Origin of the sequence: Candidatus Magnetobacterium casense (assembly GCF_019173545.1) — a bacterium.
In the GTDB taxonomy this organism is placed as follows: domain Bacteria; phylum Nitrospirota; class Thermodesulfovibrionia; order Thermodesulfovibrionales; family Magnetobacteriaceae; genus Magnetobacterium; species Magnetobacterium cryptolimnobacter.
On sequence record NZ_JABXWD010000042.1, the window covers coordinates 1 to 14,690 of the forward strand.

Below are 14,690 nucleotides of genomic sequence, written 5' to 3' on the forward strand. Positions count from 1 at the left end.
TCCAGTTCTGTACCATTATTGTGTAACGGTATCTCTGGGTATTTCAGTACCTTTAGCATTTCCTCTTTTTTCGCAAATGTCTTCAGTATCCTCTCATCCAACTCCCTACGCCATGCCAATGTAAAGCCTCGTTCCATACTTTTTCTATGCTAACACATATGTTATCACTTGTCAAGAGAAAAAATAATACTTAGAAAAAAAAATTATTAAAATTGACATATGTGTTTTATCAGTGCTAATTATTCTTTATTTAAGGGTTGTTATTGGAGCAATATACATGCATAACTGCGACAATATACATACAATTATTCTTGTATATACTTGGTGACATCTCATGGAGATTTTGTAACATAATTTTATCATACCAATAATGCAACATGAGTGTATAAATAATAACTTCAGTTGTGTAACCTAAATAAGTAAACATTAAGCAATGGTGGGACAATATTGGAACATTACTGTTTGAAGTCAAAGTTATCTGGAGTTGATGTTGATATTTTATGCACAACTTGTTGTCTCAGATGCGTTTCCCCGGCGTTTACCTGCGACACTAATAGCTTTGTAAATAAAGGGTTTTGGTGGTAATCATGCGAAATTAAACTATATGTAGCATGGAGGATTATAGCACATGGAAAGCGATAAAAATCAAGGGGGTACGCCCCCATGCGTCAGCGATGAAGCGGTGGCAATACCGCCTGACTCGACACCGGTAGCCCAAAAGCGGCAACCAGACCGGAATAGACGCAGAGGCAAACTAAAGGGTGCCCAGAAGGTGCTTGAGTCGATGGCCTTTGACCCCATTGCGGCAATGGCGGTCATTGCCGGCGACCCCAATGTTGACGTCGCACTGAGGGCCAAGCTGCTGATGGAACTTGCCCAGTACGTCTACCCAAAGCGCAAGGGCGACCAAGCCGAAGAAGGCACCACGACAGAGACCTACGAGCAACGGCTCAGGCGGATACGTGCCCTGGCCGACGAAGCAGGAGCGTACTAGAGCATGGCAACGATGAAAGCAATTGAGACAATAGAGCAGGAGATTTGCAAAGTTTTTAGCATCTACGCCGGTACCTGTCTGAAGGTACAGAGCGACAACGGGCAACTTTTGCCATTTATATTGAACGAAATACAGCGGCTGTTGGAAGAGATAATCCGCGACATCCGCAGTCAGGGCAGACTCGTCAGACTGTTGATCCTCAAGGCCAGACGCGAGGGGGTCAGCACCTGGGTGGCAGGACGCTTCTACTGGAAGACCACCACGCACTTCAACCGCTACGCCGCCATGTTGACACACGAACCGGAGGCCTCGGAGTTTATATTCAATATGACGCGGCGATTTCACAGACACCTACCCTGGGAGTTTCGTCCCGCACAACTGCACAACAACAAAAAGGAGATCGAGTTCAACACGTCATCGGGGCTGGGGCTTGACGGTGCCATCAGGGTGGGGACGGCGGGCAAGACCGACTTTGGTAGCGGACAACTGATCCACTACCTGCACCTGTCGGAGGTGGCAAAGTGGCCGACACACACGGCCTCTGACCTGCTGACCTCCCTGCTGCAGTGTGTCCCGGATCAGCCGGAGACCGAGGTCATCTTTGAAAGCACCGCCAGGGGACCGTCGGGCGAGTTCTACGAGCGATTCTTCAGCGCCCGTTACGTCTATGAACTCTACAGGGACGCCACCGGAAAGGCTCAGTTTAAAAGCCGTATCAACGAACGCTCCAGTGTCAGTAACGTATACAGCGCCATTTTTATTCCGTGGTTTGTCTTTGACGCTTATCGTCTGGATGGTGGTCAGCCATTAGATTTGAACGAGGATGAATCGGCGCTGAGGGACATGTGCGGGGTGGACGAGGCACAGTTGCTGTGGCGCAGGCAGGCCATCGAAAACCGTTGTGGGGGCGATATCCTCCGATTCAGGCAGGAGTATCCGGCCTCTGCCGTGGAGGCGTTTGTCAGCACCAGTGCGTCGGTCTTTAACACGCAGAGGATTCTGACACTGATGGCCGCCGCCAGGGAGCCTGTGCAGAGGTACGAGTGTGAGTTGGATACGGGACAGTGGCGTCCGTCAGCCGATGGCAGGTTGCGTGTGTGGGAGGAGCCTGTTGCGGGCGGGCAATATCTGATCAGCGCGGATGTCTCCGAGGGGCTTGAGGGGCATGATTACTCCTGTGCCGAGGTCATTTGGCGTCCGGCCTCAGGCGGTAAAGGGCAGGCTGCGCCACTGAGCCGGGGGGCGCTGCCCCCACTGAGCCGGGGGGCGCTGACCCCACTGGCCAGACAGGTGGCCGAATGGCATGGGTTTATCGAGCCTGACCTCTTTGGCGTGCTTCTGGCACATCTGGGCAGGCGATACAACTCTGCATGGCTGGTGCCGGAGAGGAACAACCACGGCCTGACCACCATCACAAAGCTCGTGGAACTCAACTACCAGCGCATATACTCGGAGATGGTTCTGGTGCCTCCGGTTAAACCAAGGAGGCGCCTGGGTTGGCTCAGTACCAGGACCAGCAAGGAACTTATCATCAACAACCTCATCGCAGAAATCAGGGACGACAGCCACGGCATTGTCAGCAGGGAGGTCTTTGAGGAGATGCTGACATTTATCAGGACTCAGGGTGGGCAATATCGTGCACAAAACGCAATGCACGACGACCGCGTCATGGCAATGGCCATTGGCAGGTTTGTCTCTTCAAAGCTGCCTCCTCTAACACTTACACAACAACAACACGGGACTGTTATATCAACAGAGGCATGGACATGAAATCTCTACGGGTAATATAGCGCGTTTCGATTGCGTACGATACAAGAAAAGAAAGGGGCGGCTCCGCCCCCCTTCAGAACCCCCCGCAAGGGGACCAGTCCCCTTGACCCCGTAAAAATGCTACGTGTATTTAACCCAATCGAAATCTGCTATAATTTACTATATTTCGGACCAGAAATCATAGTCCATCAATTGGTCAAATGTGTACAGGCAGGTCTCAGGTAATTTCTTGGCGCTAATTCCTGTTTCATCTTCAAACATTCGTTTAGCTGCTATAAATCCTTTAGCTATAACGGTGCCTATATTATGTTTCAGACTTGGACTGTCATCAAACAAAAATTCAATCTCTCTTCTTTGATTATTTATAGTTGCACGCCAACTTCTACTGCGTCGTTTTGGTTGGTACTGCCATTTTAGCAGGTGCATTATTAACACCGTTAATCGGTTCATCAGTTCTCTTTTATTATTCCTGGCCATGCCCTCCAGCTCCTCTACTATATTTTCCACGTCTATTTCCGTGAATCTGCCTTGTCGCAACAGATCGGCATTGTGGAACGCCCATTGATAAAAATCAACATCATAGAGAGAATCAGCCGTGAGCGTGTCTTTATGCGTTAAAGTGTCCATAGATATAGTCTCCATATCTGATATGATAACATTATAGCTGAGACACTTGTCAAGGTGGTATAGAAAATAGAAAATTTGAAACTTCAGTCTAAAAATTCATGCACCCTCCAATGGGGGTGTGTATTGACAAGATAGCCCTGGTCTTTTTAATATAAAATGATGTGGAGTAATGAATAACTATAATCAGCATATCGACTCAACAACAACTATGAGTATGGCGCTCATAGATTTCAGTATCATAAAAGAATCAGGAGGATTGTTATGGCAGAGCTTAAGGCAAAGATTAGTCTCAAGAGCAAGGGTGACGAGGCCTACATACCAGTAAAACAGTTAATGGTGACACTGAAGTGGTCGGCCAATGTAGACCTTGACCTTATGACGTTTTACAAGACGAAGGATGGCCGTACCGGCGGTATTTTTACGGACCAGCTTGGCGGCTCCCTGGGAACCCTCAATGAGTTTCCATACATCCAGCACACCGGGGATGAGGGCGTTGGCGGAAGCGGAGGCGATAAACAGGAGGTCTTGCGCATTGCCAAACTCGATGAAATCGCTGAACTCTACATCGTCGTGCTGAACTATGACGACGCCAGCAAGAAGATAGAATCGGCATTCAACAAGTATGACGGCGGTATCGTGATCATGGATGACAAGGGTGAATCCTTTTCAGTACACCTGGACTCGCCCGAAAAAGGCACGGTAGCCCTTGTTGCAAAGATAGACAACACCGGTGCCATGGGGCCTAAGTTGATCAACGAAAACCGCATCATGAGCCTGGAGACATTTGTCAGCACCATACCTGCCGGCAATCTGTTAACAAAGTAGCCGGACAGGACAAATATCATTATGGTAGATTTCTTTGCAGACAAGATGGATATCAGACCGCAGCCGCCACCAACACCGTCACCTGCTGTGCCCTATGAGTACCTGTATCGGGGGGCATTTACGATGCTGCGATACCGTCTCAGGGCTGGTGAGATGATAAAGGCGGAGTCTGATGCGATGGTGGCCATGAGCAGCACAATTGACGTGGAAGGTAAGTTGGAGGGTGGGGTGTTGGGGGGCTTGGGGAGGATGCTCTCCGGGGAGAAGTTCTTCTTTCAGACGCTCACCGCACGGCGTGGTCATGGAGAAGTGCTGATGTCTCCCGTGGTGCCGGGGGACATCGTGGATTTGCAACTAGACGGCAGAACTAACTACATCATACAGAAGGATGGCTTTTTTGCAGCTTCAAACGAAGTGGAGATCACCACAAAGATGCAGAATCTGGCAAAGGGATTGTTTTCCGGAGAGGGATTTTTTGTAATAAGGGCCGGCGGTTCCGGCACTCTGTTTGTCAGCTCATATGGAGCCATCCACGCCCTGGATATACCGGCGGGAGAGGAGATGATTGTCGATAACGGCCACCTGGTGGCATGGCCCGAGAGTGTTGTCTACACGATAGAGAAGGCCTCTGCGGGATGGATATCTTCTTTTACGTCAGGCGAGGGGATGGTGTGCCGCTTCAGGGGGCCTGGCAGGGTCTTGATCCAGACCAGAAATCCGCAGGGATTTGGCCAGTGGATCAGGCAGTTTATACGGATGGGTTCATAGACAATCAGGAGGAAATCGTTTAACTATGGCAGAGATTAAGTCAAAGATAGTGCTAAAGAAAAAGGGCGAGGAGGCATACCTGTCGCTTAAACAGTTGAAGGTAACGCTGAAGTGGTCTGCGGCCGTAGACCTTGACCTGATGGCATTTTACAAGTCCAAGGATGGTCGTGTTGGGGGCGTGTTTTCGGACAACTACGCCGGAGGCTCAATGGGAGAGCTTAACTCTTTTCCATTTATCGCCCTGAGTGCGGATGCCGGGGTCGGCTCCAAGGGCGGTGACAACGAAGAAGAATTACGAATTACCAGGCTCGATGACATGGCGGAGGTCTACATCTGCACGATCAATTTCACGGACGCATCGAAAAACAAAAGTTCCACCTTCAGCAACTACGACGGGCACGTCCAGATAGTCGATGACAAGGGGGAGTCCGTTGCCGTACCACTGAACTCAACCCAACCAGGCACGGTTGCCGTCATTGCCAGGATAGACAACTCCGGCTTTATGGGGGCCAAACTGGTCAACGAAAATCACATCATCGACATGCCGACCTTCCAGTCTACGATACCGGGGGCGAGTCTGCTTAAGCTGTCCTCAAAGATCGTGTTGAAGTCCAAGGGTGACTCCATCCAGCTCAAGACCAAGTCCGATGGCGGTGTGGGAGAGCTGTTGGTGAACCTCAACTGGAATCAGGGACAACAAAAACAGACCGGCGGCTTCTTCAGCAAACTGATGGGCGGCGGCGGCAGCGGAGGCGGCATAGACCTCGACTTGGGATGTCTGTATGAGCTGTCTAATGGTCAGAAAGGTGCCATACAACCCCTGGGCAAGAGTTTTGGCTCATTTGAGAGTCCACCCTATATCTTCCACTGTGGCGATGATCGAACCGGGGCATGGGCCGAAGGCGAAAACCTCCGCATTAACGGCAATCGCCTCCAGGACATCAAACGCATCCTGATCTACTCCTACATCTACGAAGGCGCTGCAAACTGGACACAGGCCAACGGCGTGGTAACGATAAAACAGCCCGGCTCACCCGATATCGTCGTCAACCTCGACAACACACAAGATGGCGTACAGATGTGCGGCATAGCCTTGTTTGAGCGCTCCGGAGGCTCCCTGAAGGTGACCAAGGTCGTCCAGTATGTTAATGGACACGAGGCCCTTGACAAGGCCTACAACTGGGGACTAAAGTGGGTTGAGGGCAGGAAGGACTGAGAATATACCGTTGCTCACAGGTCAATTGGATAATCTGCGTTTTAAGTATGAACGGTGGTTGTTTAATCAGCTCAACTCCAACAGCGCCCTGGCCCCGATCCTATGCTATATAAGCCAGGACAGGGAAGACTATATGCGCAAGAGGTACCTGTTGTCCACCTCGGCAAAGATCACGGAGGCTCTGTTGCCGGACCTGTACAGGCTCTATCAGGAGTGCCTGACCTATGTCGGGGTGGAACTTACGGGCAACCTCTACGTCCAACAAAACAGCCAGTACAACGCATTTATAGACTGCTCCGGAAACTGCTTCAATATTGTGGTGTCATCGTCGATCATCAAGGACTTTGACACACGAGAGATAGCCTTTGTCATTGGTCATGAGCTGGGACATGTCATCTTTGGCCATAACAAGATACCGGCAGGATTTTTCTTCTCCGAGGAGATGCAAATACCTCACGAGCTTATACACATGATATCAAACTGGTCCAAGGCCAGTGAGATATCTGCCGACCGCCTTGGGCTTTTGTGCTGCGGCAACCTCAGGTCGGCTGCAAGTGCGTTCTTCAAGCTGGTGTCGGGGCTTTGCCTGGAGGACGATGAGGCGGTTATTCGCTGTCTGTCGGCACAGTATGATGAAGTCAAGGCCATATCCGAGGCTCAATGGCTCTCCGATGACCTCTCTACGCACCCGTTGATCCCCATTCGGTACAAGAGCCTTGAGCTTGTGGCACTGGACGTCATAGCGCTCAGGAGGCAGAGGGACAAGGTCATGCTCAGGGGGTTTGACGACATAGATGCGCAAATAATCAAGGTGCTCATTGGCAGTGAACCCTTTGAATATGGCAGTATATTCAGGGGGCAGGAGGGTGGGGCGCTCCTGGTGCTGTCCCTGTTGTATGTTGCCGTGTGTGATGGCGAACTGAATAATCCGGAGGAGGCCTTTATACGCAGACTAATCGCCAGAGCAGGCATTAATCTGAACATCGACGAGGTCATCGCCTCCTGTAAGGTTGACATACGGAGTTTCAGGAACGGGGTTATCTCAGAACTAAGGGGCAGGACGGTGCCTGACAACGACGTCATACGGCTTATTGAGGTCTGCCGGCAGATTGCCGTTGTCGATGGTGAACTCAACGCCAGTGAGGTTGATGGTCTGGGCAGGGTGGCTAATGCACTGGGGTGTGAACCATGGTTTGATAGAGGGAGCTGAACATGATGGTAATAAACATAGTGGAGGGAATCTGTTTCTTATTTGAGATTTTTGTAGATATCTGCTCCTGGATATTTAAAGTTTTTAAGGATAAGGAGCCAGATAAAGACAGGGCACAGCGAAAAAAGATAATATTTGTAATCCTCAATATTATAGGCATTATAAGTGTGATAACAATAAGCTTAATGGTTGTTTATTCCGGCAAGTACACACCAGAGTCTTTTAAACATACATTCCCTGATTATGCCACCGCTACTTTAGTGTTAATCCTTGTAGCCATGCTGATTATTTTATTAATGATACCTCTTAATTTCTTGTTGACAAAGGCTATAGCAAGTCTGTTTCTCAAGAAAAGCAGTAACAATCCAGGATAAAATAAACAGGTATACTCAACGTGCTATATAAGTCGTATCCTCTAAAAAAAGCATGGTAAGATGGGGTCAAGGGGGCTGGCCCCCTTGCAGGGGAGGTCTGAGGAGGGGGCGGAGCCGCCCTCCTTCTTTCTTTCTCCGTGCTGCCCCGATGACACCTGTTGCCCACTGTTCTGTGCCCAGGGCGTGAAGGTGTGTATATGAGGCGAGGACGTTTTTGTATATGGCGCCGTCACACCTTGTGCCATCGGGGCCGCTGACAATCCCCTTGCCACGCGTCATCTTAAAGGCCGTTGCAAGGCGTCCAACGTCCGTGACGCTGGAGTAGTGGAATTCATGTCCCTTGAGGACAGTGCCCGGGGGGAAATAAGGGTTTTCCTCCACCACCTCTGCCACCGTGTAGCCGTGTGCCGCAGGTGTGGGGGACATCGCAAAATCCATAGGGAATATGCCGGTCATAGGATAGGTCTTATTGTTGTAGATTATGCTCCTGCCCAGGAACATGAGGCCGCCACACTCGGCATACACGGGCAGGCCGTCCTCGATGAGCCACTTGAGATGTTCCCTGAAGGCGGTGTTTTCGGACAACATGATGGCATTTGTCTCGGGAAAGCCACCCCCAATGTAGAGGGCGTCGATATTGGGCAGACTGGAGTGCTCAATTGCGCTGATCTCAACGATATCGGCCCCGCAGCGGACCAACTCCTCCAGGTTGTCGGGGTAGTAGAACTGAAAGGCGCTGTCTCTGATAACGCCAATGCGGATGCGATCCGCTGCCTCTGCGGTAACGGTTGTGCCATATCTTGGGGTGTTGCTCGTCTGCGTATCAGGCATGTTGCAGTCTATGGCAGGGGCCTGGCGGGCGATATCGCTTATTGCGTCGATGTCAATGTTGGCCCTCAGCATTGCTGCGATGGCATCGAGGGCGGCATCGACCTGGCCGTGTTCCTGTTGCGCCACCAGCCCCATGTGTCTTTCGGGGACAACGGCATCGGAGCGTTTGGCAATCGTTCCCAGCACCGGGACGTTACAGTGATACTCGATGGCCTGGCGGACCACGTTTTTGTGTCTGTCGTTGGCGACGTAGTTCAGGACGACACCCTTGAGGGAGAGGTCGGCGTCAAATTCGCTGATCCCCTTGATTATGACCCCCACTGTGGTAGTCGTCTTGATGCAGTCAACCACAAGGACAACCGGTGAGTTAGTCGATTTTGCCAGGGCCGCCGTGCTAAACGTGCCATAGGCATCGACACCGTCAAACAACCCCCTGTTGCCCTCGATCAGTGCAAGGTCGGTGTTTTCGGAGTGAGTTACAAAGGATTGGAGCAGTCTGTCCTCTGAGATTATAAACGAATCGAGGTTGTAGCAGGGGGTTCCGGATGCGGCTGCCAACCATCCGGCATCGATATAGTCGGGGCCTTTCTTAAAGGCAACAACGTTCAATCCGGCTTGCTTGAACAGCCTTAGGAGTCCCAGCGACAGCGTGGTCTTACCCCCTCCGCCCCTAAGCCCCGCAATTACCAATCTCGGTCTGTAAAACAGCATACTAATTCAGTAGCAGTGAATAAGCATTTACAGCGTTAACCTAAAGGGAAGGCAAGGCTTCTCCGGCTCCATCTTGTTGTAGCCACCTGTGCCCTGTCACCTGTTAATCCTGCCTTATACATTATGCCCCTACAATAACATGTTTCGTAACCGTTTGGCAACCGTGTTGTGGGTGAGGGTAGCACTCCATTCAAACGTGGTCAAGGGGAGAGCTGAGGAGGGCTAAGAGTGTACTGGAACTACAAGCAGCTCCGCCCTCCTCCTTTTTTTTCTTGGTGGTGAACTATCGTGGTAAAACTAAACTAGTACCTCTGTCCGTTACCGTCGGCGCGCTTATGCAGCCAGGCCGAAATTGCCGGGGCCAGTTCCTTTTGCGACTTGCCGCCGACAAAGACGCCGATGTGTCCGCCCTTGAACTCGTAGAGCTCCTTGTCGGTGCTGCTTACGAGGTCGTTGAGAGGTTTGGTGGCGTCCGGTGGGACGATGTGGTCGGCATTGGCGTAGATGTTCAGCAGGGGCATGGATATGTTTTTGAGGTCAACGTCCTTGTCACCGATCTTGAGGGTGCCCTTGACGAGTTTGTTTTCCTGGTACATGTCCTTGATGAACTGCTTGAGACACTCACCAGCCTGATCTGGGCTGTCAAATATCCACTTCTCCATTCTGAGGAAGTTTAACAGCTTTTCCTTGCTCTCTACGACGTCGAGCATTCCGATGTACTTGCCCACGTTGAGGGTGATGGGCATGAGCATGAGAAAGCCGTTGTTAAGGAAATCGCCGGGGACTACGCCGTAGGTGTCGATCAGGGTATCGGCGTTCATGTTGCGTGACCAGTTAAAGAGTAACCCCTTCTTGATGGAGAAGTCGATGGGGGTAACGAGCGTGATCAGGTTTTTTACCTTCTCCGGATAGATGGCGCTGAACATCGTGGAGAACGTGCCACCCTGACATATGCCCATGAGGTTGATCTTGTCATTGGCGGTGGACTCTCTGATGAAGTCAACTGCGTCGTGGAGGTAGACGTTGATATAGTCATCCAGGGAGACGTATCTGTCTGCCCTTGTAGGGTATCCCCAGTCGATTATGTAGAGGTCTACGCCGTGGTTGAGGAGGTTTTTGACGATGCTTCTGTCCGGTTGCAGGTCGAGCATGTACTCCTTGTTGACAAGAGCGTAGACTATCAGAACGGGCACCTTGCATGTTACGTTGCCTTCGTTCTTGTAGTGGTAGAGCTTCATTTTGTCCTGCTGGTAAACAAGCTCTTTGGGCGAGATGCCTACATCGATATCTTCGATATTCATGAAGGTCTCTGAACCTTTTACCATTTTCTGGGTTAGGTCTACCATTTCTTTTGCGATATTTTTCGTATCAAAAGTCAAAAAAGGTGTCTTCATATTTCATTCTCCTTTTCGTTCTTTGCTTCAGCCTTTTTTGCGTTTTTTTCGAGGGTGCGGACCCTCCTCTTGAGGTCGTGGATGGTCTTGTAGACGTCATCCATTTCGGTCCTTACCGGTATTGGGAGGTCTACAAGGTAGAGTTCTATCAGTTTGTGATAGTACTTCCTGAACTCGAGGGCTGAGTCCAACAATTGTCCCTGGACCTTTGAGAACTCTTCGGTGTTAAACAGCTCAAAGTATTCGCCTTCGGTTATCTCTGTCCAGAGCTTATAAAAGTCGTTGTAGCTCTTGATTTGCTCACCGGCCTTGATCATTGTGGCCACTTTATCGATGACCTTTTTCATGGCCTTTTCGCCGGCTACGTACATATTGTGCTGAAACTGCGCCGAGCTTGCCGTGTAGACCGAGTACATGTCCATGGTCTTGAGGATCAGCTCGAGTTTTTCACGGTCTTTTCCTACCTGCGGGGTCTTAAACGTCTTACCGAAGGTTGTTTCAAATGCCCTGTAGACGGTGTGGAACATGTTCATATTGGCATTGGGGTCTGCCGCCGATGAGGCGTCCATTGCTATATCGATGTTTTTCTTATATGCCTCTACCCAGGGGTTGACCAGGTTTGTTGCGGCCTTACCCCAGGTCTCAACGAGATCGGAAGTCTGTTTGAGTATCTCTGACGCTGACTCCGGCCCCATAAGACCGTATATGGACTCCGTCAGCGCCTTGAATTTTTCAGGGTCAAACATAGCCTGATACCCCTCGGGGTTAAGTGCGTTTTCCTGCATGGCATTGAGCACCGGAGACCAGAACTCAAAGACCTTGACGTAGGAGTCAAAGCTCCTGAATAACTTACCAAGCGTGTCTTTACCCGTTGCAGAGGGGTACATCTTCATCAGTTCATCATAAGAGGTGCCCACCGTCTTTAACCATGAATTGTATAGGTTCATTATACCGCTTGCAGTGCCGGTTGCGCCCTCTTTAGGCAGTCCGTATGAAAAAAAGGCTTTCTGCATATTACTTGTCGTATGCAACCAGTTGTCGATGAATTCTTTTTGTTTCTTCATAAGCGAATCAATAAAAGACGCCTTTTCATCCATCTGTCCAATCCTCCTCATTAATTTAGATATCTATGGCCGCTTAATGCAGCCTTGTTTTGCCGTCATCTGTTATTTCTTAAACAAGTCAAAGAAGTTTTTGGCTATGTCTTTGCTCAACTCCATCTGTTTTTCTACCGTATCCTTCCAGGTTTCCTGGATGTTTTTGCTGCCGTCTTCAAACACTCTAACGTTCATATTTTGGACGATTCCCTTGAGGAAGGCGTTTTCTTTTTTGAGGTCTTCGTTTTCCTTCAGGACTGCTTCATGTTTTTTCTTGGATACAAAGCCCATATCTGAGTAGAAGTCTATCATCTTCTCAAACAGGTCTGTGCTGGTGCCCTTGACTGCGCTCTTATACAAGGAGACTTCCCAGGATTTTTTGGCGGCATCCAAGCCATCTTCCTGCATCTTCATGAAAAACTCCGAGAAGGCATTCTTAAACGTTGGGCTGTTGTACAGCCCCATCAGGTGTTTCAAAAAATCATCGCCCATGGTTCACACCTCCAAATAGTTAAGCAGCATTTTCTTTTTCCGGGTCTTTTTTCCCGCTCTTTTTCTCCAGGGCCTTTGCAAATACCTCTGGTGCATTAAACGTACCGTCTATGGCCTGTACGGGGCACTTAGCCGTACATATGCCACACCCTATGCACAGGGAGCTGTCTATCGTATGGGGTTTCTTTAGTTCTCCGTATGCCGCATTAACGGGGCAGACCTTCATGCACATGTTACAACCGATACACTTGCTCTCTGTGATAAAGGCTTTTGACCGGGGCAGGAGAAGGTCTACGATGGCCTTTGTGGGGCACTTTATTGCGCAAAGGCCACACATCCTGCACTTGTCTATGTTTATGGTTGAGACGTTGTTTGCTATACTTGGAGCCTCATAGGGGCAGACCTTGACACACATGCCACAGGCGATGCAACCGATCTGGCAATTCTTTCGGGTATCAGCGCCCTTGTCCCTGGAGTGGCACGCCACCAACACTGCCTTTGATGAGGGCAGGATTTCAATCACCTGTTTTGGGCAGGCCCTGGCACACGCCCCACAGCCGGTACATTTCTTTGTATTGACAATCGGCAGGGACTGATCGCTCATTTCGATGGCGCCGAAGGTACACACGCTCTTGCACGTGCCGTAGCCCAGACAGCCGTAGACGCAGGACTTGTCCCCTCCGCCGGCAAGCACTGCCGCCCTGCAATCCTTCACACCTTCGTACTTGAATCTCTTTGTTGACCTTGCCCGGTCTCCCTGGCACAGAATCCGGGAGTACTGTGGTTCCCTGGCAGAGGCCTTCTTGCCGGTAATGAGGGCAACAAGTTCGGACACAGTCGATCCCCCGGGGGAACACAGGTTGGGGGATACGTAGCTCTTTTGCACGACCGCCTCCGCATACTGCTGGCAACCGGCAAAGCCGCACGCACCACACTGCGCACCGGCAAGCACGTCGCGGACCTCTTCCACCTTGGGGTCTACCTCTACCGAAAACCTCTTGGCCGCAAAGGCCAGGCCCAGCCCAAACAACGCCCCGATGCCGCCAACAAACAGCAGCGTAAACTTGATGGTTGCACCCATGTTCACGCTCTCTTTGGCTTCCATCCCGCCACCTACGCCAACAGAGGGTAACGGTATGCTGTTGAGCACACTGTCGAGCAAATGTATAATGTCAAAAAAACCGTTTACTGTCAAAATATCTGCCATCCTGTCATCCTTGTCATCCTTAGTCATAAGCGTTTCACACTAAAAAGGAAGGAAGGGAGAGAGAAGGGGGCGGCTCTGCCCCCCCTCAGACCCCCCCGCAAGGGGACCAGTCCCCTTGACCCCATAATGCTCGCTCCTTTAACTTAAAATCAGGGGGATACTTTCACTTGCAAAGAAAAGGGAATAAGATAAAAAAATGTTTGAAGAGTTAGATAAAGATGTATTTGATTTAAATGTGGACAGTGGATTTCGGTTTGATTGTCACAGTGGGTTATCGTGTTACAATGTTTGTTGTCGGGAGTTGGATATCGTGTTGTCGCCTTATGACATAGTTCGGATGAAGAACCGGTTGGGAATAACGTCCGGTGAGTTTCTGTTGAGGTACACCATTACTACTATAGCCAAGGAGACTAACTTACCGTTTATAAAGTTGGGGATGGATGATGAGGGTAAGTGTCTGTTTGTTACAGAGGAGGGTTGTTCGATCTATGGAGACAGACCGTTGGTGTGTCGGTATTATCCGTTGGGGTATGGAGTTGCAAAGAAGGGTACGGATGGCGGGCATTTTTATTTTCTGATAAAGGAGGACTTTTGCAAGGGGCATGTGCAGGATAGGGATTGGATCATCCGGCAGTGGAAGAAGGACCTTGAGATCGACCACTACGAGGACATGAACAAGGATTGGGTTGACATAATCCTCAAGAAGAAGTTGTTGAGCAAGGATAGTGTCCCCGATGACAAGAGTATACGGATGTTTTTCATGGGCAGTTACGATGTTGATTCGTTTCGGGACTTTGTGTTTAAGAGTGCGTTTTTGAACACGTTTGAGCTGGAGGATGAGGAGATCGAAATCATTCGGCAGGATGAGGGGGAGCTGATGAAGTTTGCCCACCGGTGGTTGCTCTTTGCGTTGTTTAAGTCTCCCACGTTGGTGCTCAAGAGGGATGCGGTAAGGGGTAAGTGTCAGGTGTAGGTACAAACAAGGAGATAGTGCATGGTGACAATTACTGACGATAAGAAAATTAGGTATCCTCTCAAAAAAGCAGGGTAATTTTTATTTCACGTTTAAACCTTCATGAATAGGAGCACTATTCGCCCCCGCCCATGAAAATTGCGAGAGCCTTATGCATTGTGCCCTGGTTCTACTGCTCTTGACAGTTTTTTCATTCAACTG

14 protein-coding genes are annotated in these 14,690 nt (G+C 50.1%); 8 read left to right on the plus strand and 6 right to left on the minus strand.

The genetic code is table 11. The features are described from left to right. Positions 1-628: 628 nt before the first annotated feature. Positions 629-994 (plus strand): hypothetical protein, encoded by a 366-nt coding sequence (locus tag HWQ67_RS03870; RefSeq protein WP_218251327.1) that lies wholly within the window; start codon positions 629-631, stop codon positions 992-994. A 3-nt stretch (positions 995-997) separates the two neighbouring features. Continuing rightward, positions 998-2,764: a hypothetical protein gene (locus tag HWQ67_RS03875; protein ID WP_218251328.1), complete on the plus strand. Its 1,767-nt coding sequence runs from the start codon at positions 998-1,000 to the stop codon at positions 2,762-2,764. Between the two features lie 159 nt (positions 2,765-2,923). Here HWQ67_RS03875 and HWQ67_RS03880 read toward each other — a convergent pair whose 3' ends face one another. After that, positions 2,924-3,391 carry a DUF29 domain-containing protein gene (locus HWQ67_RS03880; RefSeq protein WP_218251329.1) on the minus strand — a complete coding sequence of 156 codons (468 nt, stop codon included), beginning with the start codon at positions 3,389-3,391 and terminating at the stop codon, positions 2,924-2,926. A 261-nt stretch (positions 3,392-3,652) separates the two neighbouring features. On the opposite strand from HWQ67_RS03880, the gene HWQ67_RS03885 reads away from it, so the two are divergent. The 5 genes from HWQ67_RS03885 to HWQ67_RS03905 all read left to right on the plus strand — a co-directional run bounded on the left by HWQ67_RS03885 (position 3,653) and on the right by HWQ67_RS03905 (position 7,784). Next, positions 3,653-4,216 (plus strand): hypothetical protein, encoded by a 564-nt coding sequence (locus HWQ67_RS03885; RefSeq protein WP_218251330.1) that lies wholly within the window; start codon positions 3,653-3,655, stop codon positions 4,214-4,216. An 87-nt stretch (positions 4,217-4,303) separates the two neighbouring features. Continuing rightward, entirely contained in the window at positions 4,304-4,984 is a 681-nt protein-coding gene (locus HWQ67_RS03890; RefSeq protein WP_218251340.1) for a TIGR00266 family protein, read from the plus strand. A gap of 25 nt (positions 4,985-5,009) precedes the next feature. Further along, a complete protein-coding gene (locus tag HWQ67_RS03895) occupies positions 5,010-6,200 on the plus strand; it encodes a hypothetical protein (protein WP_218251331.1) in 1,191 nt (396 codons plus the stop codon). A gap of 25 nt (positions 6,201-6,225) precedes the next feature. Continuing rightward, positions 6,226-7,410 carry a M48 family metallopeptidase gene (locus tag HWQ67_RS03900; RefSeq protein WP_218251332.1) on the plus strand — a complete coding sequence of 395 codons (1,185 nt, stop codon included), beginning with the start codon at positions 6,226-6,228 and terminating at the stop codon, positions 7,408-7,410. A 2-nt stretch (positions 7,411-7,412) separates the two neighbouring features. Continuing rightward, a complete protein-coding gene (locus HWQ67_RS03905; protein WP_218251333.1) occupies positions 7,413-7,784 on the plus strand; it encodes a hypothetical protein in 372 nt (123 codons plus the stop codon). Positions 7,785-7,850: 66 nt separating this feature from the next. Here HWQ67_RS03905 and HWQ67_RS03910 read toward each other — a convergent pair whose 3' ends face one another. From HWQ67_RS03910 to rnfB, 5 genes are all read right to left on the minus strand, one after another. After that, positions 7,851-9,326: a cobyrinate a,c-diamide synthase gene (locus HWQ67_RS03910; protein ID WP_218251334.1), complete on the minus strand. Its 1,476-nt coding sequence runs from the start codon at positions 9,324-9,326 to the stop codon at positions 7,851-7,853. 302 nt (positions 9,327-9,628) lie between these two features. Next, on the minus strand, positions 9,629-10,720 hold the full coding sequence (phaC, locus tag HWQ67_RS03915) for a class III poly(R)-hydroxyalkanoic acid synthase subunit PhaC (RefSeq protein WP_218251335.1): 1,092 nt from the start codon (positions 10,718-10,720) through the stop codon (positions 9,629-9,631). After that, the gene (locus tag HWQ67_RS03920; RefSeq protein ID WP_218251336.1) at positions 10,717-11,817 is read right to left on the minus strand and encodes a poly(R)-hydroxyalkanoic acid synthase subunit PhaE; all 1,101 of its coding nucleotides are present in this window, start codon (positions 11,815-11,817) and stop codon (positions 10,717-10,719) included. Before HWQ67_RS03920 ends, phaC begins: the two co-directional genes overlap by 4 nt. Before the next feature lie 69 nt (positions 11,818-11,886). Next, positions 11,887-12,309, minus strand: coding sequence for a hypothetical protein (locus HWQ67_RS03925; RefSeq protein ID WP_218251337.1), 423 nt, complete (start codon positions 12,307-12,309; stop codon positions 11,887-11,889). 19 nt (positions 12,310-12,328) lie between these two features. After that, positions 12,329-13,543, minus strand: coding sequence for an RnfABCDGE type electron transport complex subunit B (gene rnfB, locus HWQ67_RS03930; protein ID WP_218251338.1), 1,215 nt, complete (start codon positions 13,541-13,543; stop codon positions 12,329-12,331). A 169-nt stretch (positions 13,544-13,712) separates the two neighbouring features. On the opposite strand from rnfB, the gene HWQ67_RS03935 reads away from it, so the two are divergent. After that, complete coding sequence (locus HWQ67_RS03935) at positions 13,713-14,489, plus strand: YkgJ family cysteine cluster protein (protein WP_218251339.1); 777 nt, start codon at positions 13,713-13,715, stop codon at positions 14,487-14,489. The last annotated feature ends 201 nt before the right edge of the window (positions 14,490-14,690 follow it).